Origin of the sequence: Yinghuangia sp. ASG 101, from assembly GCF_021165735.1 — a bacterium.
Classification (GTDB): domain Bacteria; phylum Actinomycetota; class Actinomycetes; order Streptomycetales; family Streptomycetaceae; genus Yinghuangia.
This window is the reverse complement of the sequence record NZ_CP088911.1, coordinates 7,999,261-8,020,783: the sequence shown is the minus strand read 5'-3', so window position 1 is coordinate 8,020,783 and position 21,523 is coordinate 7,999,261. Positions and strand designations below refer to the sequence as shown.

Annotated in this window: 22 protein-coding genes; 12 read left to right on the top strand and 10 right to left on the bottom strand. The window is 73.9% G+C overall.

The features are described 5' to 3' along the window. Positions 1-55: 55 nt before the first annotated feature. Together rarD and LO772_RS34395 are read right to left on the bottom strand one after the other, a co-directional pair. Positions 56-928 (bottom strand): EamA family transporter RarD, encoded by an 873-nt coding sequence (gene rarD / locus LO772_RS34400; protein ID WP_231775958.1) that lies wholly within the window; start codon positions 926-928, stop codon positions 56-58. 215 nt (positions 929-1,143) lie between these two features. Further along, positions 1,144-1,281, bottom strand: a complete 138-nt coding sequence (locus tag LO772_RS34395) for a hypothetical protein (RefSeq protein WP_231775957.1) — start codon at positions 1,279-1,281, stop codon at positions 1,144-1,146. 255 nt (positions 1,282-1,536) lie between these two features. Between LO772_RS34395 and LO772_RS34390 the strand changes: the two genes are divergently transcribed. From LO772_RS34390 to LO772_RS34370, 4 genes are all read left to right on the top strand, one after another. Next, on the top strand, positions 1,537-2,547 hold the full coding sequence (locus tag LO772_RS34390; protein WP_231775956.1) for an RNA polymerase subunit sigma-70: 1,011 nt from the start codon (positions 1,537-1,539) through the stop codon (positions 2,545-2,547). Between the two features lie 231 nt (positions 2,548-2,778). Further along, complete coding sequence (locus LO772_RS34385; RefSeq protein ID WP_231775955.1) at positions 2,779-3,276, top strand: hypothetical protein; 498 nt, start codon at positions 2,779-2,781, stop codon at positions 3,274-3,276. Beyond that, positions 3,273-3,578, top strand: coding sequence for a transcriptional regulator (locus LO772_RS34380; protein WP_443089347.1), 306 nt, complete (start codon positions 3,273-3,275; stop codon positions 3,576-3,578). The genes LO772_RS34385 and LO772_RS34380 overlap by 4 nt, the downstream gene beginning before the upstream one ends. 245 nt (positions 3,579-3,823) lie before the next feature. Beyond that, the gene (locus LO772_RS34370; RefSeq protein ID WP_231775954.1) at positions 3,824-4,804 is read left to right on the top strand and encodes a threonine ammonia-lyase; all 981 of its coding nucleotides are present in this window, start codon (positions 3,824-3,826) and stop codon (positions 4,802-4,804) included. Positions 4,805-4,895: 91 nt separating this feature from the next. Here LO772_RS34370 and LO772_RS34365 read toward each other — a convergent pair whose 3' ends face one another. Beyond that, positions 4,896-5,879 (bottom strand): ankyrin repeat domain-containing protein, encoded by a 984-nt coding sequence (locus tag LO772_RS34365; protein ID WP_231775953.1) that lies wholly within the window; start codon positions 5,877-5,879, stop codon positions 4,896-4,898. 864 nt (positions 5,880-6,743) lie between these two features. Here LO772_RS34365 and LO772_RS34360 point away from each other — a divergent pair. From LO772_RS34360 to LO772_RS34350, 3 genes are read left to right on the top strand one after another with little or no spacing between them, the layout of a single operon-like run. Continuing rightward, on the top strand, positions 6,744-7,148 hold the full coding sequence (locus LO772_RS34360) for a response regulator (RefSeq protein WP_231775952.1): 405 nt from the start codon (positions 6,744-6,746) through the stop codon (positions 7,146-7,148). 16 nt (positions 7,149-7,164) lie between these two features. After that, complete coding sequence (locus LO772_RS34355) at positions 7,165-8,946, top strand: sensor histidine kinase (protein ID WP_231775951.1); 1,782 nt, start codon at positions 7,165-7,167, stop codon at positions 8,944-8,946. Beyond that, complete coding sequence (locus tag LO772_RS34350; RefSeq protein ID WP_231775950.1) at positions 8,934-9,599, top strand: response regulator transcription factor; 666 nt, start codon at positions 8,934-8,936, stop codon at positions 9,597-9,599. Before LO772_RS34355 ends, LO772_RS34350 begins: the two co-directional genes overlap by 13 nt. Positions 9,600-9,642: 43 nt before the next feature. Here the strand turns inward: LO772_RS34350 and LO772_RS34345 are convergent, their stop codons facing one another. Together LO772_RS34345 and LO772_RS34340 are read right to left on the bottom strand one after the other, a co-directional pair. Next, entirely contained in the window at positions 9,643-10,437 is a 795-nt protein-coding gene (locus LO772_RS34345; RefSeq protein ID WP_231775949.1) for an SDR family NAD(P)-dependent oxidoreductase, read from the bottom strand. Positions 10,438-10,469: 32 nt separating this feature from the next. Continuing rightward, on the bottom strand, positions 10,470-10,724 hold the full coding sequence (locus tag LO772_RS34340) for an acyl carrier protein (protein WP_231775948.1): 255 nt from the start codon (positions 10,722-10,724) through the stop codon (positions 10,470-10,472). Positions 10,725-11,032: 308 nt separating this feature from the next. On the opposite strand from LO772_RS34340, the gene LO772_RS34335 reads away from it, so the two are divergent. After that, entirely contained in the window at positions 11,033-11,860 is an 828-nt protein-coding gene (locus tag LO772_RS34335) for an AfsR/SARP family transcriptional regulator (protein ID WP_231775947.1), read from the top strand. 30 nt (positions 11,861-11,890) lie between these two features. Here LO772_RS34335 and LO772_RS34330 read toward each other — a convergent pair whose 3' ends face one another. Then, on the bottom strand, positions 11,891-12,910 hold the full coding sequence (locus LO772_RS34330; RefSeq protein ID WP_231775946.1) for a beta-ketoacyl-ACP synthase 3: 1,020 nt from the start codon (positions 12,908-12,910) through the stop codon (positions 11,891-11,893). A 249-nt stretch (positions 12,911-13,159) separates the two neighbouring features. On the opposite strand from LO772_RS34330, the gene LO772_RS34325 reads away from it, so the two are divergent. Genes LO772_RS34325 through LO772_RS34315 form a run of 3 tightly spaced genes read left to right on the top strand, consistent with a single transcriptional unit; the run spans position 13,160 to position 15,953 of the window. Further along, complete coding sequence (locus LO772_RS34325) at positions 13,160-13,411, top strand: acyl carrier protein (protein WP_231775945.1); 252 nt, start codon at positions 13,160-13,162, stop codon at positions 13,409-13,411. Continuing rightward, positions 13,408-14,679: a beta-ketoacyl-[acyl-carrier-protein] synthase family protein gene (locus LO772_RS34320; RefSeq protein WP_231775944.1), complete on the top strand. Its 1,272-nt coding sequence runs from the start codon at positions 13,408-13,410 to the stop codon at positions 14,677-14,679. The genes LO772_RS34325 and LO772_RS34320 overlap by 4 nt, the downstream gene beginning before the upstream one ends. After that, positions 14,676-15,953 (top strand): ketosynthase chain-length factor, encoded by a 1,278-nt coding sequence (locus LO772_RS34315; RefSeq protein WP_231775943.1) that lies wholly within the window; start codon positions 14,676-14,678, stop codon positions 15,951-15,953. Before LO772_RS34320 ends, LO772_RS34315 begins: the two co-directional genes overlap by 4 nt. 117 nt (positions 15,954-16,070) lie before the next feature. Here LO772_RS34315 and LO772_RS34310 read toward each other — a convergent pair whose 3' ends face one another. From LO772_RS34310 to LO772_RS34300, 3 genes are read right to left on the bottom strand one after another with little or no spacing between them, the layout of a single operon-like run. Further along, positions 16,071-17,093: an acyltransferase domain-containing protein gene (locus LO772_RS34310; protein ID WP_231775942.1), complete on the bottom strand. Its 1,023-nt coding sequence runs from the start codon at positions 17,091-17,093 to the stop codon at positions 16,071-16,073. Further along, positions 17,086-18,015, bottom strand: coding sequence for an MBL fold metallo-hydrolase (locus LO772_RS34305; protein WP_231775941.1), 930 nt, complete (start codon positions 18,013-18,015; stop codon positions 17,086-17,088). Before LO772_RS34305 ends, LO772_RS34310 begins: the two co-directional genes overlap by 8 nt. Continuing rightward, positions 18,012-19,022: an aromatase/cyclase gene (locus LO772_RS34300; RefSeq protein WP_231775940.1), complete on the bottom strand. Its 1,011-nt coding sequence runs from the start codon at positions 19,020-19,022 to the stop codon at positions 18,012-18,014. Before LO772_RS34300 ends, LO772_RS34305 begins: the two co-directional genes overlap by 4 nt. A 436-nt stretch (positions 19,023-19,458) precedes the next feature. Here LO772_RS34300 and LO772_RS34295 point away from each other — a divergent pair, with 436 nt between their 5' ends. Next, the gene (locus LO772_RS34295) at positions 19,459-19,920 is read left to right on the top strand and encodes a nuclear transport factor 2 family protein (RefSeq protein WP_231775939.1); all 462 of its coding nucleotides are present in this window, start codon (positions 19,459-19,461) and stop codon (positions 19,918-19,920) included. Positions 19,921-19,933: 13 nt separating this feature from the next. Here LO772_RS34295 and LO772_RS34290 read toward each other — a convergent pair whose 3' ends face one another. Then, positions 19,934-21,439, bottom strand: a complete 1,506-nt coding sequence (locus tag LO772_RS34290) for an MFS transporter (protein WP_231775938.1) — start codon at positions 21,437-21,439, stop codon at positions 19,934-19,936. Between the last annotated feature and the right edge of the window lie 84 nt (positions 21,440-21,523).

Below are 21,523 nucleotides of genomic sequence, written 5' to 3'. Positions count from 1 at the left end.
GACGCACCGTGGCGGTGCCCCCGACGGCGGCCGGGGGCGCCCTCGGGCGCGCCACTCACGCGGGGGCGGCGCGGCCCCGCGCGTCGTAGGCGAGCAGGACCAGCGCGGACCAGACCAGGAGGAATCCCGCCCACCGGGCGGTGGGCATGGGTTCGTGCCGGATCGTGATCCCGATGACGAACTGCATTGCGGGCTCGACGTATTGCGTCATGCCGAGGGTGCTCAGGGGCACCTTGTTCGCGGCTGCGGCGAACAGCAGCAGGGGGACGGCGGCGGTGGCCGTCGACATCAGCAGCAGCGCGTGTCCGGTCCCCACGGTGCCGAACGTGCCCTTGCCCTGGGAGGCCAGCCAGGCCAGGTAGGCGACCGCGGGCACGAGCATCGCCGCGGTCTCGACGGTGAGCGACACCGGCGCCGGCAGCTGCGCGGTGCGCTTGAGGTACCCGTACACCGCCCACGACCCGGCCAACGCGAGGGCCAGCCACGGCACCTGCCCGTACGTCGTGACGAGCACCAGGACCGCCGCGACGCCCAGGAACACCGCCGCCCACTGCCCGAGCCGCAGTTGTTCGCCGAGGATCAGGACGCCCGCCCCGGTCATCACGAGCGGCGCGATGAAGTAGCCGAGCGCCGCTTCGACGACATGGCCGTGGTTGACGCCGTAGATGTAGAGGCCCCAGTTGAAGGACAGGGTCGCCGCGGCGAGGGTGAGCCTGCCGAAAACCACTGGGGACCGGATGAGTTCGCGGAACCACGCGCGCCGCCGGACCGCGAGCAGCCCGGCCATCGCGACGAACGACCAGACGGTGCGGTGCGCGAGGAGTTCCACCGGACCCGCGGGCTCCAGGAGCGGCCAGTACAGCGGGAACAGTCCCCAGATCGCGTAGGCCGACAACGCCAGGTAGGGCCCCCGTTGTGCGGGCGTCACCGGGGACCGTCGGCACGCCGCGGTGCCTTGGCCGGCGCCGCCGGCGAAGCGCCGGAGCCGCGGCCGGGAGGGAGGGGGACCCCGGCGGGGATGACAGCGCCGTCGTGGCCGCGATTCCCGATGACGGGCATGCAGTGACCTCTCACCGTTCGATGAACCTGGGGGAACTGCCGTGCGGGGTACGGAATCCCGAGCGATCGCGGGCGCTTCGCGGCTCAGACCGGGGCGCGTCGCCGGGCGGGCGCCACCGCGGCCGGGCGCGCGCCGCGGCCCGCGGCGACGCCTTGCCGGGCCGTCGTGCCGGACGCGACCGCTCGCGCGAGCGGGCCGAATACCGCCGTGTGGTGTGCCATGGGAACCCTCCACCTCGGCCCGGCACGCGGCCGTGGCCTGCTCGGGCCCGGCGAGCGCCGGGCTGCTCATCGGGGTTCCGGGTCGCGCGACCCGCCGCAACGCGGCCGGGGCGGCGAACCCAGCCCTCGTGATATAGACCGGGTCGACGGCAAAAAATGAACGCACCCGTGGAGGGGTGGCGCGTCCGCTCGCGGGCCGCGGAGAAACACCCGTACGCGGCGATGAATTTTCGGGATCGGCCGGGTCTTTATTCCATGAGGGATTTCACCGACTCCGACGGCGAGGACTTCGCGCAGGTCGCGGCACGCTATCGGCCGGAGCTGGTCGCGCACTGCTATCGGATCCTCGGCTCGGTCCACGACGCCGAGGACTCGGTTCAGGACGTCTACCTCCGGGCATGGCGGGGTTACGACGCCTTCGAACAACGTTCGTCCACACGATTCTGGCTTTACCGGATCGCCACCCACGTCTGCCTGTCGGCGCTGGAGCACAAGAGCCGACGGCTGGTCCCGGCGGGGCTCATGGATCCGACACGTGAGCGCGACACCGCGGGCACCGACGGCGGGCAGGCGTGGCTGGAGCCGTTCCCCGAGCCGGTCGGGGGAAGCGAGGCCCGCGACCCGGCGGACGTCGCCGTGTCGCGGGACAGCCTCAGGTTGGCCCTCATCGCCGCGCTGCAATTCCTCCCCCCGCGGCAACGCGTTGTGATGATCTTCCGGGACGTCCTGTGCTGGCGCGCCGCGGAGGTCGCCGACGTCCTGGGCATGTCACCGGCCGCGGTCAACGCCGCCCTCCAGCGGGCGCGGGCGCAACTGGCGCGCGTGTCCCCGTCGGCGGACCGCAAGGCCGAGCCGATGTCCCCCGCGCACAACCACCTGCTGCACCGCTACATCACCGCGTTCGAGAACGCCGACATCGCGTCCCTGGTCGCCCTCCTGCGCGAGGACGCGGTCTTCGACATGCCGCCCGAGCCCGAGTTCTACGCCGGGCGGGACCAGGTGGCCGGGTACTTCGCGTCCTCGGTGCTGCGGAACCCCGGGACGTACAAGTCGGTGCCGGTCGTGGCGAACGGCCAGCCCGCGATCGCCACCTATGCCCCGAGCCCCGGCGGTGACTTCCGCGCGCACGCCATACAGGTGCTCGGCGTCTCCGGCCACGAGGTCTTCGCGATCACCGCGTTCCGGGATCCGGCGCTCTTCCCGGTGTTCGGGCTCCCCCGGCAGCGGACGGCCGCGAGCCTCGGCTTCCTCGCCCCCCGAGCCTGACCCGCCGACCACGCGCGCGCCGCGGCCGTGCCGTCGGCGCACCCCCGGCGCGCGCGTCACCCCCCGTGCCACGCCATCGCGCCACGCCGCCGCGCCGTCACGACCCGGCCGTCACGACCCGGCCGCCGCCGACGGGCCGGAACCCCCGCCCAGACGGCGTCCGAACGACAGTTTCCGTTTCGGAAACTCTACTCTTGCCAATATGGAAACTCTGCACCTACGGTTTCCGTCATGGAAGACAACGGCGGAGCCCTCCGCCCGACACCGGCCGAGGCCCGCGCCGCGCTGGCCGACGCCGAGCGCGTCCGCGAGTCGGTCACCACGCTGTCCGCGACACCGTGGCCGCCCTGGTTCGTCGCGACCATCACGGGGATGTTCGTCGTCCTGCCCTTCGCCCTCGGCGGCGCGCTGGCCGATCCCGCGTGGCTGATGCCGCAGTGGGCGTGGGTCGTCGCCATGGTGGCCGCGGAGGCCGTCTTCGCGGTGCTCCTCGCCGTCGCCGCGGCGAACTGGCGTGCCAAGACGGGGGTCGCGCTGCGCTTCGACCTCCTGCCGAAGCGCACCACCGTGCCGGTCGCCGTCGGCATGCCGCCGCTCGTCGTCGGCTCCGCCTACGCGTTCCGGTTCACGGAAGAACCCCTGTGGCTGGTCGGCGCCGCCGCGGTGGGCGCCGCCGTGTCCGTCGGCTTCCACCTCCGGTTCGTCCGCCTGCACCGGAAGGCGCCGTGAGCACCGGTGCCGCCGACCCGATGGACGGCTTCAACACCACCATCCACGCACCCCATCGGCTGCGCGTCTGCGCCCTCCTGGACAGCGCGGCCGAGGCGGAGTTCGGTGTCGTGCAGCGGCAGCTCGGCGTGTCGGCGTCCGTCCTGAGCAAGCACGTCACCGTCCTCGTGGACGCCGGGTACGTCGAGCAGCGCAAGGCGGTCCGCGACACCCGGCAGCGGGTGTGGCTGAGGCTCACCGCCCAGGGGCGCGAGGCATACCGGGCCCACCACGCCGCGCTGCGCGCCATCGTCGGCCCCTGACCGGATCCACCGCGCGGCCCCGGGCATGTGACACGCCGCCGTCGCGCTCGCCCGGCGCGACGAGGAAGGGCAGGTCGGTGAACCGCCTGACGTAGTCGGTGAAATACGGGACCTCGCGGTCGACGAAGCACTCCGTGAGGATCACGTGCCCCATCGCCACGGCCAGCGCCTGATCGCGCGTCAGCCCGCGTGCGGCGTACGGCCGTTCCCGGATCATTCCCGAACGGCCTTACGCTGCTGTGCCCATGGAGGGAACTCGGCTCGACACCGCGCGGATTCGTGCGGCTCGCGAGCTTATCGATCCGGTTTTTCTCGACACTCCGCTGTATCGCTGGGAGGCGCTGGAGCCTTCCCTCGGGTGCGCGGTGAGCGTCAAGCTCGAAACGGCGAATCCCGTGCGGAGCTTCAAAGGGCGCGGCACCGAGGTGGTCGCGCGTCTGCTCGCCGAGCGGGGGCAGCGGGCGGTGGTGTGTGCGAGTGCGGGCAATCTCGGGCAGGCGCTGGCCTGGTCCGGTCGCGGGCGGGGGCTCGATGTCACCGTGGTGGCGTCGCGGTTCGCGACCGAGGCCAAGCTCGACCGCATCCGTGCGCTGGGCGCCAGGCTCGAACTGGTCGACGGGGACCACGAGTCGGCGCGCGAGCGCGCGGCGGCGCTCGCACACCGCGACGGCATCCGGCTGCTGGAGGACAGCCTCGACCTCGAGACGTGCGAGGGCGCGGCCACCATCGGTCTGGAACTGGTCGAGGCCGCCGCGTCGTTCGACACCGTCCTGGTCGCGCTCGGGGGCGGGGCGCTGGCCACCGGCGTGGGGCATGTGGTCAAGGCCCTGGCCCCCGGCGTCGAGGTGGTCTGCGTCCAGCCGCTCGGGGCGCCGGCGATGACGCGCTCGTGGCATGAGCGACGCGTCGTCACCACCGAAACGGCCGACACGATCGCGGACGGTGTCGCCGGGAGGTATCCCATCCCGGCCGTCCTCGACGATCTCCTCGTGGTCGCCGACGACGCCGTGCTCGTCCGCGAGGCGTCGATCATCGCCGGCGTGCGCGTGCTCTTCGCCGACGCGGGCCTCGTCGCCGAACCGTCGGCGGCGCTCGGCATCGCGGCGATCCTGGAGAACCGCGACCGCTTCGCCGGACGCCACGTGGTCACCATCGTGTGCGGCGGCAACGTCGATCCGGCCGCCCACCGCCGCTGGACCGGTGAGGCGGCCGACCGTCGTCCGTGAGACGGCCGAACTCGGCCGCGACGGGATCACCGCCCTGGTGACCGAACTCCGCGGGGGCCACAGCACCGTCCCCGTCCTCGCGTGCGGCCGGTCAGCCCGCAGGGCTCCGGCTCACCGCCTCGGCCAGGCTCTCCGGTTCACCGCCCGCGTCGCGGAGCATCCGGAAGCACACCGCCGCCTCCGGGATCGCGCGGAAGGTCATGAAGTGGTAGGCGACGTCCACGGCGTTCCAGCCCTCGGACTCGCCGCGCTCCGCGGCTTCGGGGGTGGCGGCGTTGGGGTCGGCGCCCGCGGCGAGCAGGACCGCGAGGACGTCCGGGACCCGTCGGCAGCGCACGTGTTCGACGAGGAGGTTCAGCGCCACCAGCACCGGGGTCTCGTCCGTGTACAGCGCGAACGGCCATGCGGGCAGGTTGCCGACGTCCTCTCCCAGGTACGTGTCCGTGAGATCGGTCATGTGCGTCAGGGCCGCGTTCGGGTCGGCGCCCGCGGCGAGAAGCATCTCCACGGTCTCCACGGACCCGGAGATCGCGGCCAGGTGCAGGGGCGTGAGCCCGGACTCCTCCAGGGGGCCCAGCCCGACCCCCTCGGCGAGGGCCCGCCGCACCCGGGCGACGTCGCCGCGCACGCAGGCGCGACCGAGGTCCACGGTCGGCGTGGACGTCCTCAGGTCGAGCAGCCGACGCCACAGCGAGGGCGCGCCGTACTGCGCGGGTTCGCCGCCCTCATGGTCGACGCGGTAGACGGGCGGCGCGTCGTGGTCGGCGGCCTCCGCCAGGTCGACCAGGTAGAAGTGCTGCCCCTCGTCGTGGCCGACGCCGTACCACGCGCGCGGCAGCTCCTCGGCGAACAGCCCGGCCTCGACCTCGAACCCGCCGAAGCGCACCTCCCAGTCGAACTCGTCCCGGGTGCGCAGCCGTTGATGCTCAGGCCAGACCACCGCGAGCAGCGCCTGCACCGAAGGCGGCACCGGGTGCGGGCCCGCCGGGGTCCCCACCACCCGCTCGCGCACCTCGAACCTCTCGGGCAGTCGCCCGCCCAGGCGTTCCAACTCCTCGAACACCGTGGCAGGCAAGGCCCGCGCCGCAGGGAAACGAGGGTCATTCGGCATGGGTCGCCTCTCTCGGGAGCAACGAATGCCGGGACGTTAGCCCACGGCGACGACACTCGGGCGCCCCGCGCGCGCTCCGCCGCGTTTCGCGGATGACCGAGCGGATTCGGCGGACGACCGCGCGGCGGCCCCCGGACGTTCCCACGGTCGCGGGCGCCTGCCGGCGGCGTCGGCCCGCTCGCGCGTCGTGGCGGCGGCACGGCCGACACGGTCGGGTACTCCGCCGCAGGACCGCACGGCGTCGCCGGGTGACGAGCCGGGGAGTTCCCCGCGGCGTCCGCCTGTGGCGCGTGTCACACCCGGGCCGTGTCACTTCTCGGTCGGCTGCTCCCATCTGGTGGGCGTCAAGCGGACGAGACGAGGAGGACGTGACGATGGGTGCACGGCGGGAGAACGGTACGGCGCACCGCGTGGTGGTGCTGGGCAGGCACGGGCCCGGCGCGGCGATGTGACAACGACAACGACGGCCGCGGCTGGCCGCCGCGGTCGCGCGCCGGGCCGCCGGAATCAGGGTTGTCCCCGAGGCGCGGCCCCGGCCCGCCGGGCCACCATGGGTGCACCGATCGCCGTGGCGTTCGGAGCGGTTCCCGGACGAGATCCCCGCTCGCTCCGCGCCGCTGCCGTACGGAAGGCCCCAGGGGGGAAGCCGTCCGCACGGGGTTCCGCGACCGGTGCGCGGCCCGCTTCGACGCGGGTCGCGCACGCGGGAAGCCTGGGGGGGCCACGCGGAACCACGGAACGCCACGGCGATCGCGGACGTCCGGAACCGGCCGTTTCGCCCGACGGCCCCGGACCGGGCACGTCAGGCACGATCCGCAGGAGGAGCCGGTGACGGCAACCGGGTCACCGGTCACGGTCGTCCTGGTCGACGACCACGAGGTCTACCGCGGGCTTGCGACCCGGCTGCTGTCCGCGTGGGGCTACACGGTCGTGGGGGAGGCGGCCGACGGCCCGGGCGCCGTGGAGGCCGTGCGGCGGCTGCGTCCCGATCTGGTCCTGCTCGACGTCCAGCTTCCCGGGTTCGACGGCTTCACCGCGGCCGGGCTGATCCGGGAGAATGACGCGGGGGTGGGAATCGTGCTGATCTCCGGGCGGGACCGGGGCGACTACGGCGACCGCGTCGTCCGCGCACAGGCGGACGGCTACGTCGCAAAGGAAGAGCTGTCGCCGCACACCCTCGCGGCCGTGCTGGCGGCGGGGCGTGCCGCGCGCCGCCCGCGCGACCCCGCGTGACCGCGAAACGACCGCCATGCACCGCACCTCATCCCGCCGGCACCTCCGCCGCGCCTCCGCGACCCCGCTCCTCCTCACCGCCCAGACCCTCGCCACCCTGCTCGGCGTCTGCGCGGTCCGCTACGGCGGCTACGGCCTGAGCTGGGCCGACACGGTCAGCCACGCCGTCCTGCCGCTGGCCGCCGCGTGGGCGTTCACGTGCTGCGCGATCCTGGCCGCGGAACGCCGCCGGCCCGGCGAAACCGTGTGGCCGATGCTCCTGGCCGCCGGGCTGTGCCTGCTGCTGCTCCTCGGCTCCGTCCGGCACCCGTGGGCGTTCCGGACCGCGTTCCTCGCCGACTGGCTGGTCATGGGCGCGATCGCGCACGTGATGACCGACTTCGCGCGCGGCCGTGCCCACCCGCGGCTCCGGCTCGCCCTCGTCGTCGCCGGATACGCGGTCACCGGGCCGTGCGTCGCCGTCTGGTTCGTCACCGCCGGGGGACTGTCCGCCCCGCCCCGCGACCTGCTCGCCGAAGTCCAGGTCGACACGATCGACGTCGATACCGCCGACATCGTCTTCTCGATGCTGCCGACGCTCGTCTACGTCGTCGCACTCGGCCTCTTCTGCGTCCGCTGGGCCACCGCCGGCCGCATTCTGCGCCGCGGCTGGACGACCGTGCTGCTCGGCAACATCGGCATGACCGGCCTGTACGTCTACACCGGCCTGATGGTCATGGTCCCGGCGCTGCGGTCCACCTACGGCACCGGCATCGCCGCGTCCCGCGTGGGACTCGCGCTGTGGCCGCTGTTCCTGCTCGCGGGCATGGTGCGGGCCCGCGCGGGCCGTTCGGTGGCCGCCGACCTCGCCGCCGAACTCGGGCACGCGCCTCCCCCGCCCGGCCGGCTTCAGGACGCGCTCGCCCGGGCGCTCGGCGACCCGGGGCTGCGCCTGGTCTACTACCGCCCCGCGCACGGCGACCACGTCGACCCGGACGGGCGTCCCTCCCCGCTCCCCGAATCCGGCCCCGACCGCACGGTCACGGTGCTGGCCGGGGTCGGGGCGATCATCCACGACCCGGCCCTCGACGAGTCGCCGGACCTGGTGCGCGCCGTCGCCGCGACCGCCCGCCTGCTGATGGAGAACGAGCGGCTGCACGCCGAGGTCCGCGCCCAGCTCGCGCAGGTGCGGGCGTCGCGCGCCCGCATCGTGGAAGCCGGGGTCACCGCCCGCCGCAAAATCGAACGCGATCTGCACGACGGTGCCCAGCAACGCCTCGTCACGCTGGCCCTGATGCTGCGGATCGCGCGCGGCCAGGTCCCCGACGGGGACGCCTCGCTGGGCGCCGCGATCGACGAGTGCGCCGCCGAGCTGCGGCGGGCCATCGGCGAACTGCGGGAGCTGGCCCGCGGCATCCACCCCGCGGTCCTGACCGAGGCCGGGCTGGCGTCGGCCCTGGTCTCGCTCGCGGAACGCTCCGCGGTGGCCGCGGAGGTGGTGCGGGCGCCGCGGGGCCGGTACGCGCCCGGCGTCGAGGAGGCGGTCTACTTCGTCGTCAGCGAATCGCTCGCGAACGCCGCCAAGCACGCCGGAGACTCCGCACGCGTCACCATCGCCGTGCACGCGGGAACACACGAAGGAAGGACCACGATGACCGTCGAGGTCGCCGACGACGGCAACGGCGGCGCCGACGCGTCGCGCGGCACCGGGCTGCGCGGTCTCGCCGACCGCGTGGAGGCCCTGGACGGCACGCTCACCGTGCACAGCCCCGCCGGGCACGGCACGCGGGTCATCGCGGAGCTGCCGTGCGCGTCGTGATCGCGGATGACGCCCTGCTGTTCCGCGAGGGCGTCGCCCGCCTGCTGGCGGAGGCCGGGTTCGCGGTGGTCGGCCAAGCCGCCGACGCCGTTTCGCTGGTCGAACTGGTGCGCGCGGAGCGGCCGGACGTCGCCGTCGTCGACATCCGCATGCCGCCGACGCACACCACCGAGGGCCTCGACGCCGCGGTCACCCTGGACGCGGTCTGCCCCGGCATCGGCGTCCTCGTGCTGTCCCAGTACGTCGAAGGCCACCACGCGGTGCGCCTCCTCGGCGACGACCTGCCCGGCCGCGGCTACATCCTCAAGGAGGGCGTCACCGACCTCGACCGCTTCGCCGCCGCCGTCCGCACGGTCGCGGCGGGCGGCGTGGTGGTCGCCCCCGAGGTCGTCGACGGCATGCTCGGCCACCGCCGCCGCACCGGCACGCTCGCGGGGTTGTCCGATCGCGAGGCGGAAGTCCTCGGCCTGATGGCGCAGGGCCGATCGAACCAGGCCATATGCGCCGAACTGTTCCTCGGCCGGAAGACCGTGGAAACGCACGTGCGGAACATCTTCGGCAAGCTCGGCCTGCCCGCCGGTGTCGACGGAAACCGGCGGGTCCTGGCGGTCCTGGCCTTTCTCCGCGAAGGCCGGGCCGGGTCCGTGCGGTAGTCGGCCCCGGCCGGCGTCCGCGGCGCCAACCGGCGCGGCGGGCTCAGTAGTTGCCCAGCCCGCCGCAGATGTTGAGTGCCTGCGCCGTGATGGGGGCGGCGGAGTCGGTGGTCAAGTAGCCGACGAACGCGGCGACTTCCTCGGGCGTGCTGTAGCGCCCGAGGGGGATCTTCTGTTCGAAGCGGTCCAGGATGTCGGCCTCGGTGGTGTTCCAGATCTCGGCGTAGCCCTGGCGCACCGTCTGCGCCATCGGGGTCTCGACGTAGCCGGGGCACACCGCGTTCACGGTGACGCCGGTGCGGGCGAGTTCCAGGCCGAGGGCCTTGGTGAAGCCGACGACGCCGTGTTTCGAGGCCGAGTACGGCGTGGCCAGGACGACGCCCTGTTTGCCGCCGGTCGACGCGATGTTGACGATGCGGCCCCAGGAGGCCTCGCCCAGTCCGCCGGCGGTCAGGGTCTCCCGGGTCACGCGGAACACGCTGGTGAGGTTGGTGTCGAGGACGTCGTGCCACAGATCGTCCGACAGCGTCGCGGTCGGTCCGCCGCCGCTGCGTCCGGCGTTGTTCACCAGGATCTCGATGGTGCCGTAGGCGTCGCGGGCCGCGCCGATCAAGCGGGTCACGTCGTCGCCGGACCGCACGTCCGCCGCGGTGCCCGCCGCCGTCGTCCCGCCCGCCTCCAGCTCCTTGACGGTGCGCGCCACGGCCTCGCCGTCGCGGGCGGTGATGAAGACGCGGTGCCCGGCGGCGCCGAGCGTCCGCGCGACGGCCAGGCCGATGCCGCGGGTCGCGCCGGTCACCAGCGCGCAGCGGGACGTCGGGCGGATTGACTCCGTCATGGCGACTCCTTGTCCTTTCGCGGGGACTGCGTTCAGGCCTGTGCGGGAAGCGAGTTGACGAGGGTGATCAGCTGCCCCGGCGTCTTCGCCTCCTGGACGGCGTCGTCGGACAGGCTGACGAGGTAATCGCGTTCGAGCATGCCGGCGAGTTCGAGCACGGCCAGCGAGTCGTAGCCGAGTTCGGTGAAGGGGACGTCGAGGATGTCGCCGTCGAGGTCGACGTCCTCGCCTTCCCCCGCGGCGCGGCGGAGGAGGTCGGTCAGCGCATCGAGTGTCAATTCGGCCATGTTCCTCGGTCCTTCCGGGAGAGTCGCCGCGGCACGCACGGCCGGGGTAACGCCGGTACGGGCATGCCGGAGCGTCCGCGTTACGGCTACGAGCCTGCTGGCCTGCCCTCGGGCGACGCTGGAGCGCGGCCCGGGCGCTACCGGATGCGTGAGGGACCGTGCGTGGACAACGGGGGGAATCGATCGGCAACCCAGACTTAACCTCAACGTTTGATCGGAGCACTCCGCTCCCCGGCTAGTCTGGCAGCGTCCGGCGGTTGCTCCGGATTCGCTCCAGGTACGACCATTCATCCGGTTGGGGGAACACGGTGAAATTCGGCATACTTGGGCCGCTGCTCATGGAAGGGGCCGACCGGGCATCCGTCCCCAGGGCTCCGAAGCAGCGGCAACTCCTCGCGCTGCTGCTCCTGAACGCCAACGAGGTCGTCTCGACGGACGCCTGCATCGAGGAGCTGTGGGACGAACGACCGCCCCGCAGCGCACGTTCCACACTCCAGACCTACGTCCTGCTGCTGCGCCGCGCCTTGCGGCGGGCGACTCCCCACCCGAACACGGGGGTCGCCCGCCAGAAACTCGAGACCCGGGAGCGCGGCTACCTGCTCAACGTCGACACGGGGGAACTGGATCTTGACGAATTCGAATGCCGGGTGCTGTCCGGCCGCGCCGCGCTCGCCCGCGGCGACGACGCCGAGGCCTCCGCGCAACTGCGCGCCGCCCTCGGGATGTGGCGCGGCGAACCGCTCGCCGACATCTTCGCCGGCCCGATCCTGCGGGCCCATCTCGTGCGCCTCGAGGAACACCGCTTCGACATCCGCGAGGAGTGCGTCGAGGCCGACCTGCGCCTCGGACGCCACCACGAACTCCTCAGCGAGCTGCGCGGATTGGTCGCGCGGCACCCCGCGAACGAGAACCTGGCGGCGCAGATGATGCTGGCGCTGTACCGGTCCGGCCGGCAGGCCCAGGCCCTGGAGACGTTCGCGGACCTGCGGCGCGTCCTGGACGAGGAGCTGGGGCTGGAGCCCTCGCCGCGCATGCGCCTGCTCCACCAGGCCGTGCTGACCTACGACGCACGCCTCGACCCGCCCGTCTCGGCGGCCGTACCGCTGTCCCTCGACCTGGCCGACGCCCTGCGCTGACCGGTCGCCCCGGGGGCTGGGCGGTCCGCGCTACGGCAGTTCGACGACCTGTGCGGCGCAGGCCAGCCCGGCCCCGAACCCGACCATCAGGGCGAGGTCGCCCGTCCCGACCCGCCCGGACTCCCGCAGCGCCTCGACGGCGAGCGGGATCGACGCCGACGACGTGTTGCCGGCCACGCGGATGTCGTCGGCCAGGACGACGCCGCCGGGGAGCCCCAGCACACTCGCGACCAGTTCGGTGATGCGCAGGTTGGCCTGGTGCGGGATGAACGCCGCCAGCGCGTCGACCGGGACGCCCGCGCGGTCGAGGGCGCGCCGGCACAGCGGCGCCAACTCCTCCCCCGCCCAGCGGAAGATGCGCCGCCCGTCCATCCGCAACACCGGCGGCGGCAGCGACGGATCGTCGCGGAACTCACCCCAGTCGCGGGTCATCGTCAGTGCCGCGAGCTGCGTGCCGTCCGACTTCATCACCACCGGGCCCATCGCGCGGCGGTCGGCCGGGCCGACCACGGCGGCTCCGGCGCCGTCGGCCAGCAGGAACGCCAGCGAGCGGTCGTGCCGGTCGGTGATGTCGCTCAGCCGCTCGGCCGCGACCACCAGGACGTGCGTCGCGGTGCCGGCGCGCACGAGCGCGTCGGCGATCCCCAACCCGTGGCAGAACCCGGCACACCCCACCGAGATGTCGAACGCGCCCGCGCCGCGGGCCCCCAGCCGCAGCGCCACCTCCGGTGCCATGCCCGGCACTTGGCGCAGGTGGGTGGCGCTGCACGCGATGACGCAGTCGACCACGTCGGGTTCGACGCCGGCCGCCGCGAGCGCCTTCGCACCGGCCGCCGTGCCCATCGTCTCCAGGTCCTCGTGGGGCCCCGCGAAGCGGCGCGCGGTGATTCCCGAGCGGGCCGTGATCCACTCGTCGGACGTGTCGATCCACGTCATGACCTCGTCATTGGTGATGACCCGCTCGGGGCGGTAGGCGCCGAACCCGAGGACCCGGGAGTACCGCGCGACGCCGCGGTCCGCGGCCGTCGCCATCATGGCGTTGCTCGTCATCAGCAGCCTCCGTGACACATCGTCAGTCGGCTCCGGACGCTCGCAGAACCGCCTCGCGCCCCGGTCGCACGGCGGTTGCGGCACGGACGGGCCGCCACGCGCAGGACCCAGACTCGATCCGTGCTCCAGCGCCACCCCACCGGGGTCGCGCACTGTCGGATCTGTCGCGGTCGAACCCGCGTGCGACCCCGGTGACCTGACGACCACTCAGGGCCCGGGCCCCCAGGGACACTTAGGGACGGAGCCCTCATGGCGCACTTCACCCTCGACGAACTGCGCGGCACCCTGCGCGAGTGCGTCGGGACGGACGCGGATGTCGACCTCGACGGCGACATCCTGGACATCGAGTTCACCGACCTCGGCATGGACTCCCTGGTCGTCTACGAGATCGCCGTCCGGCTTCAGGACCACCTCGACGTGCCGATCCCCGACGACGCGCTCGACGACATCACGACGCCGCGCGGCTTCATCGACTACCTCAACGCCAGGCTCGTCCCGTGACCCGCCGCGTCGCCGTCACCGGCATCGGGGTCACCGCGCCGGGCGGACACGGCACCAAGGGCTTCTGGGAGCTGCTGACCGCCGGGCGCACCGCGACCCGCACGATCACGCACTTCGACGCGTCCGCGTACCGCTCGCGCGTCGCGGCGGAGTGCGACTTCGACCCGGCCGAGCACGGGCTGACCCACCGTGAGATCCGCCGCATGGACCGCACCGCGCAGCTCGCCGTCGTCTCGACGCGCGAGGCGCTGGCCGACAGTGGCCTCGAACCCGCCGCGCTCGACCCGGGGCGGATCGGCGTCAGCCTCGGCAGCGCGGTCGGCGCCACCTGCGGGCTCGAAGAGGAGTACGTGGTGCTCAGCGACACCGGCCGCAAGTGGGTCCTGGACCCCGAGACCGCCGTCCCGCACCTGTACGGCTACCTCGTGCCCAGCTCGTTCGCCGCCGAGGTCGCGTGGGCGGTCGGTGCGGAGGGCCCGGTCGGGATGATCTCCGCCGGTTGCACGTCGGGCCTCGACTCGCTCGGGTACGCGCGCGACCTCATCGCCGAGGGCAGCGCCGACGTGGTCCTCGCGGGCGGCGCCGACGCCCCGATCTCACCGCTCGCGGTGGCCTGCTTCGACGCGATCAAGGCCACCACGCCCCGCAACGACGACCCGGAGCACGCCTCACGGCCGTTCGACCGCAGCCGCAGCGGGTTCGTGATCGCGGAAGGGGCGGCGATGCTCGTCCTGGAGGAGCTGGGCCACGCACGGCGCCGGGGCGCGCACATCTACGCCGAGATCAGCGGATACGCGGCGCGCTGCAACGGGTTCCACATGACCGGCCTCAAACCGGACGGCCGCGAGATGGCCGAGGCCATCCGCGTCGCCCTCGACGAGGGGCGCACCGATCCCACGGAGGTGGACTACATCAACGCGCACGGGTCGGCCACCAAGCAGAACGACATCCACGAGACGGCGGCGTTCAAGCGCGCGCTCGGCGCCCACGCGTACGCGACCCCGGTCAGCTCGATCAAGTCGATGATCGGGCACTCGCTCGGCGCGATCGGCTCGATCGAGATCGCCGCGTGCGCGCTGGCGATCGAGCACGGCGTGGTCCCGCCGACCGCCAACCTCACCGAGCCCGACCCCGAACTCGACCTGGACTACGTGCCGGTGCACGCGCGCGAGCAGCGCGTCGACACCGCGCTGTCGGTCGGCAGCGGATTCGGCGGGTTCCAGAGCGCGATGGTGCTGCGCCGCGTGGACGCCGGGGAGGGCCGATGACCGACACCGCCACCGCCACGACGACCGGCACGACGACCGCGGAGGCTCCGGCGGGCGGCACCGGCGGCGCGCGCGGGCGCGCCCTGGTGACCGGGATCGGCGTCCTGGCCCCCGGCGGGCTCGGCACCGAGGAGTACTGGGCCTCGGTGCTCGCCGGGCGCGGCGGCATCGGCCCGGTCGCGGCGTACGACGCCTCGCGCTATCCCACGAGCCACGCCGGCCAGGTCGCCGGCTTCACGGCCGCGGACCACATCCCCAGCCGGCTGATGCCGCAGACCGACCCGATGACGCGGTTCGCGCTGGCCGCCGCGGACTGGGCGGTGCGCGACAGCGGCGCCGACCCCCGGGAGCTGGACGACTTCTCGATGGGCGTGGTGACCGCGAACGCCGCGGGCGGCTTCGAGTTCACCCAGGGCGAGGTGCAGAAGTTGTGGACGCGCGGGCCGAGCCACGTCAGCGCGTACCAGAGCTTCGCGTGGTTCTACGCCGTCAACACCGGTCAGATCTCGATCCGCCAGGGCATGCGCGGGCCCAGCGGCGTGCTGGTCGCGGACCAGGCGGCCGGGCTCGACGCGATCGGCCACGCCCGGCGGCATGTGCGGCGCGGGACGGCGCTGGTGGTCACCGGGGGGATGGAGGCGCCGCTCAATCCGTACGCCCTGGTCTCGCAGATCGCGCACGGGCGCCTCAGCCGCGCGAACCGGTTCGTACCGTTCGACCGTCGGGCCGACGGCTACCTGCCCGGCGAGGGCGGCGCGATCCTCGTCCTGGAGGACGCCGACGCCTTCAGGGCCCGCGGCGGCACCCGCGCGTACGGCGAAGTCACCGGCTACGCCGCGGCGTTCGACCCGGCACCCGGATCCGGCCGGCCCCGGGGCCCGTGGCGGGCGATCACCGCGGCACTCGCGGACGCGCGGCTGCGCCCCGAGGAGATCGACGTGGTGTTCGCCGACGCGGCCGGGGACCCCGTCGCGGACCGCGAGGAGGCCGACGCCCTGTGCCGTGTCTTCGGCCCACGCGGCGTGCCGGTCACCGCCCCGAAGACGATGACCGGACGCCTGCTGTCGGGCGGCCCGCCGGTCGATGTGGCGGCGGCCCTGCTCGCACTCCGCGACCAGGTCGTCCCCCCGACGATCGGCATCACCGACCCCGACCCCGACTTGGGCCTCGATCTCGTCCGCGACACCCCGCGCGCGGCCACGCTCCGCACGGCACTGATCGTCGCCCGGGGCCACGGCGGCTTCAACTCGGCGCTGGTCGTATCGCTGCCCTGACGCCGCGCGGCCGAACGAGGGAACGGATTCGCCGAGTCCCCGGCGGAACCGGCGCGATGCCGGTCGGGAGGCGGGAGCGTGTCGCGGCCCACGTTCCCGACCGGCCGCCGGTGCCGCTCAACTCCGCTGGCGGACGCCGGACAACTGTTCCAACGCCCGTGCCAGGTGGTCGCGGTCGCGTTCCGGCGGGCCCGGTTCCGCGGGGAGCAGCGTGGTGACCGTGCCGCCGCCGCGGCGGACGGCCCGGTGCAGTCGGGCGGGCGTGGCCATCTGGTGGCCGGGGCCGGCCTCGACCAGGCGCCACGCGTACGGGTCGGCCAGCAGCGCGCTCAACGCGGTCCAGTAGAGGACCGGGCCGGCGATCTGGCCGGCCCAGAACCCCGGGCGGGTCGCCTGCGCGGGGGTGACGGGCGCCGCGGTCGCCGACGACTGGATCGGGGTGGCCGGTGTGCGCAGGGGCACTGCGGCGAGTACGCGCCCGAACGCGTCCGCCGCCGCCTGCGCGGCGGGGCTGTGGAACGGGCGGTCGCCGCCGACCGCCCGGCACGTGATCCCGTCGGCGCGCAGCGCGAGTTCGACCTCGCGCAGCGGTGCCCGGGGGCCGGCGAGAACGGTTTGGCGTGGGCCGTTCACCGCGCCGATCACGACCTCGGAGCCGGTGTACGCGGCCATCCGCTCGGGTGCGGCGGCCACCGCGAGCATGCCGCCGGGCGGGATCAGGTCGATCAGCCGTCCGCGCGCGCCCATGACGCGCGCGCCGTCGCGCGGGTCGAGGACGCCGCCGAGCGACGCCGCCGCGAGTTCGCCGACGCTGTGTCCGAGGAGCACGTCGGGCCGGGCGCCGTGTGCGGCGAGCACCCGCCCGAGGGCGATGCCGACGGCGTACAGGAGCGGTTGGGCGAAGCGCGCCTCGTCCACCGACGCCGCCGCGCGCGCGTGCGGGCCGGGCGCGGTGCCGAGCCAGACGCCGCGCAGTTCGGCCGCCGGGCCGCCGGCCGCGCCGAAGTCCGCGAAGAAGTCGTCCATGGACGCGGTGAAGCACGGTTCGTGGCCGTACAGCCCGGCGCCCATGCGCGGGTATTGCGAGCCCTGGCCCGGCAGGAGCAGGACGGTGCGCGGGGTCGTGCCGGGTTCAGGCATGGCAGTCCGGCAATCGGCCGTGGAACTCGACCATTTCGCGGAACGACGCCACCACGTCGAGGGGGCGCCCGAGTTCGTCGTCGCGCGCGTCCAACTCCGCGCAGGCACGGTGCAGGTTGCCCACGAGGCGTTCGCTGTCCAGGAGTTCGGAGAACGGGCCCAGGTCGGCCGCCCGGGCGATCTCCAGCGCGGTCAGCCCGGCCGCGGTGCCGTCCCGGGCGAGGCTTCGGACCCACTCCAGGTAATCCCGTGTGGCGTCGAGGAGTTCAGGGCCGCCGATCGGACCGTGGCCGGGCACGATCGTGGTGGCGCCGAGTCCCCGCAGCCGCTCGACCGCGCGCAGCGAGCCCTCGATCGACCCCATGAGGCAGTACGGCGTCGCGCCCGACAGCAGCACGTCGCCGCTGAACAGCACGCGGCGTTCGGGCACCCACACCACGACGTCGTTGGTGGTGTGGGCGGGCCCGACGTGCATCAGTTCGAGGCGCAGCGCGCCGGTGTGCAGGGTGATGCGGTCGCGGAAGGTGAGGACCGGCAGGGTGAGGTCGATCTCGCCCCAGTCCACGTCCGGCCACATCGCGGTGAGGCCGAGCCCGGCCTGCGCCATCTCGACGCGCGCCAATTCGTGCGCGACGACGAGCGAGCGCGGCGCGAACACCTGGTTGCCGAAGAAGTGGTCGCCGTGGTGGTGGGTGTTGACGAGGACTTCGGGCGGCGCGGCGGTGAGGCGTTCGACGGCCGTGCGCAGGGCCCGGGCGCGGGCGACGGTGGCCGCGGTGTCCACGAGCGCGGCCGAGGAGCCGTCGCGCACGATGCCCGCGTTGTTGACGCACCAGCCGCCGTCGGGTTGCACGTAGGCGAATACGCCGTCGGCGACTTCGAGGGTGTGCGGCGCGGCGGTGGTCCGGCCGGGCGCGGTCACGGGCGCGCTCCCCTGCCCGGGACGGCGTGCAGCGCGTCGCCCGCGCGCTCCTCGGCGTACGCGCGGGCCCGGGTGAGCGTGGTGGAGCTGTTGCCGCCGACCGCGCGCTCGACCGCGGCGCGCGCCTCGGCGAGCGTGGTGCCGGCGCCGAGCATCGGCTCGATCGCCTCGGGCCGCAGGACGCAGGTGTGCCGCGACACCGCCGTCGCCCCGGTCGCGGTGGCCGCCACGCGCCACTCGCCGGTGTGCACCGCGAGGACCGGCGGCAGCACCAGCTGCTTGTAGACCATGCGGTGCCCGGGCAGCGCGACGCGGACCGAGCGGAGCGCGTGCGTGCCGCCGTCGGGTTCGTTGACGTGCAGGTCCATGGTCTGGACGCCGTCCTTCTCGGTGAGGTCGACGGCGGCGACGTGCGGGAGCGCGTCGGGCCAGGCCTCGGCGCGCCACAGGAAGGAGAAGACGTCGTCCGCGCTGCCGCGCACCTCGACGCTGTCCTCGAAGCCGAAGACCAACGCGTCGGCGTCGCCGCCGAGTTCGGCGCGGGTGCGGAGCGCGGACAGCTCGGCTTTGCTGTTGGCGTCGACCAGGCCGCAGACGAAGTCGACGGTCTTCGCGTCGTCGCCGACGACCTCGAAATCGTGCAGCAGGGTGACGTCGGAGCCGCCGTACAGGCCCTGTTCGACGATCCACGCGCCGCCCATCGCCGTCACCGGGTCCGGGGGTTCGGTCTGGCGGAACTCGATCCGCCGTGCGGCGGGGTCGAGTTGCCGCCGCGACGCCCACGAGCTGACGTCGTCACCGGTCAACGCCCATATGGTGAAGGTCTCTTCGCCGTGCTCGTTGCGGGGGCCGTGTGGTTCCACGTGCACGGTCGGGCCGAACATCGCGGGCCAGCCCGAGACGTCCGCCAGCAGGCGGTAGACCTCGTCCGCGGGCGCGGACACCGCGATGTGGTGGGCGAGTTGGTGGGGTTTGCGCGGGGGTGACCCGGTGGCCGGGGCGGTCATGTCGTGCGGCCCTCCTGCTCGGTGTCCTGGGCGGCACCGCCGTGTGCGGTGCGCGCCGCTGCACGCCTCACGCTGGCACCGCGTGATCGGGCGGGCCTCGAACCCGGCTGGAGCGCCGCGCGAGCAGCAGCGGGCGCTCGCGCGCCGCCCGGCGCGTCGACCCGCGCCGTCCGACCGGCACCCGCACGCCTTCCGGGCCACCGCACCGGCGTTCGCGCGCCGCCCGACCGCGTCTCCAGCGCGGCCCGACGGCGACGCCGCAGGATCGTGGGTGCGGTGGCCGCGAAGGTTCACCGGCCCCCGGCGCCCGTCAGGCACCCTACGGCTCGCGGGCCCTCGCGCGCACCACCCGGGTGCGGGCCTCGGGCCCGTGCCGTGCGACGGGAACCGGCCCGCCCTCGCGGCCACCGCACCAGGCATCCCAGGGAGGAAAACCGTGTCGCAAACCGCGTCCGCCGGGCCGTCGCCGGTGGTCTCCGCCGATCTGCACCTCGAGGTCCGGTATTTCTACGTCCGGCAGATGCGCCTGTTGGACGAGGGGCATTCCGAGGAGTTCGCCGAGACGTTCTCCGACGACGGAGTGTTCCACCACACCTCCGCGACGGGCGCGCCGCCGCGCGGCCGGGCCGAGATCGCCGCCGCCGCGAAAGCGGCGCTCGGGCTCCGGCCCGGCCTCGTGCCGCGGCACTGGTTCGACATGATGCTCGTCGAACCGCGCGCCGACGGCTCGCTGTACGTCACCTACCAGGCGGTGGTCAGCCGCACCGACGCGACGGGCGCCGTCGACTTCGAGCCCACGGTCTTCGTCGAGGACGAACTCGTGCGCGAGGACGGCCGGTTGCTCAACCGTTCGCGGACGATCCACCGTGACGACCTGCGGCTCTCCGGCGGCCGGTAGCGGCGGCGGACGGTCAGCCCTGCCGCGCGGCCTGGGCCTCCTGGTCCTGGCCGGCGTGCGCGGGGCGGCCGGCCGGCTCCTCGCCGCGGGGCCGGCCGGGGGCGAGCGTCGCGGCGAGCAAGCCCACGAAGGCGAGCAGCGCTCCGACGCCGAGGGCGAGCGCGTACCCGGACGCCAGCGCGTCCCGGCCGGCCTGCGCGGCGTGTGCGGCCTTGCGGCGGTCCTCCGTACGGGAGTTCGCCACCGTGGTGAGGGCGGCGAGGCCGATCGCGCCGCCCAGTTGCCGTGTCGCGTTGAGCAGCCCCGAGGCGAGGCCTGTCTCGTGGGGCGCCACCCCGGCCGTCCCCGCGATCGTGGACGATGCCATGACCAGCCCCTGCCCGGCACCCACCAGGATGCTCGGCCCGAGGATGTCGGCCGCGAAGGTCGTGTCCGCGTCGAGCCGCGACAGCCAGGCGAGGCCGACGACGATCAGCGCCATGCCCGTGGTGAGTGCGGCGCGGGTGCCGTACCGCGTGATGACCGGCGGGGCGAGCCGGGCCAGCACGATGATCGCGAACGCCAGCGGCAGATACGCGAATCCGGTCTTCAGGGGGCTGTAGCCGACAACGTACTGCAGGTGCAGCGTGACGAAGTAGAACATCGCGAACAGCACGGCGCCGCTGGCGAACGCGACGATGTTCGCACTCCAGACCGGCCGCGACGCCAGGATGCCGAGGCGCATCAGCGGTGTCGTGGCCCACCGCACCTCGATCACCGCGAACAGGGCGAGGAGCACCAGGCCGGCCGCGACCGGGCCGAGCGTGTACGCGGAACCCCAGCCGTGCCGGGCGGGCTGGACCAGGCCGTACACCAGCGCGAGAACGCCGCCGGTGACCGCGAGGGCGCCGGGGATGTCGAGCGTGCCGCGCGTGGTGGCGGTGCCCCGGTCGTGGATCGCGTAGAGCGTCCCGGCGGCGACCAGGACGCCGATGGGCACGTCGGCCAGCAGCGTCCAGCGCCAGTCGAGTTTGGTCAGCGCGCCACCCGCGAGTGCGCCGAACGCACCGCCCGCCCCCGCGACCGCGCCCCAGATGCCGATGGCCCGGCCCCGCTCGCGGGGATCGGTGAAGGACGTGCTGAGCACCGCGAGGCTCGCGGGGGTGACCACGGCCGCGCCCAGGCCCTGCAGGGCACGGGCGACCACCAGCGTGCCCGAGTTGGGCGCGAGGCCGCCAAGCAGGCTCGCGGCGGTGAACAGCACGATGCCGACGACGAAGACCCGCCGGCGGCCGAGGAGATCGATCAGGCGCCCGCCGAGCAGCAGGAACCCGGCGAAGGTCACCGCGTAGGCGTTGACCACCCACTGCAGGTCGCTGGAGCTGAAACCGAGGCTGTCTTTGATCTCCGGTAACGCGACATTCACGATCGACACCGCGAGGGTGGCCATGAACTGGGCGGTACAGCACACCGTGAGCACCAGCCACGGCGGGACCACGCGTTCGCGGGTCGTCGGCGTGGCGGTGGATGGCTCGGACAAGGGGTCCCTCCCGGGATAAGAATTTGGACCGGAGCGCTCTGCTCCACAATAGGTGGACCAGAATGCTCCGGTCCAGAGTAAAAT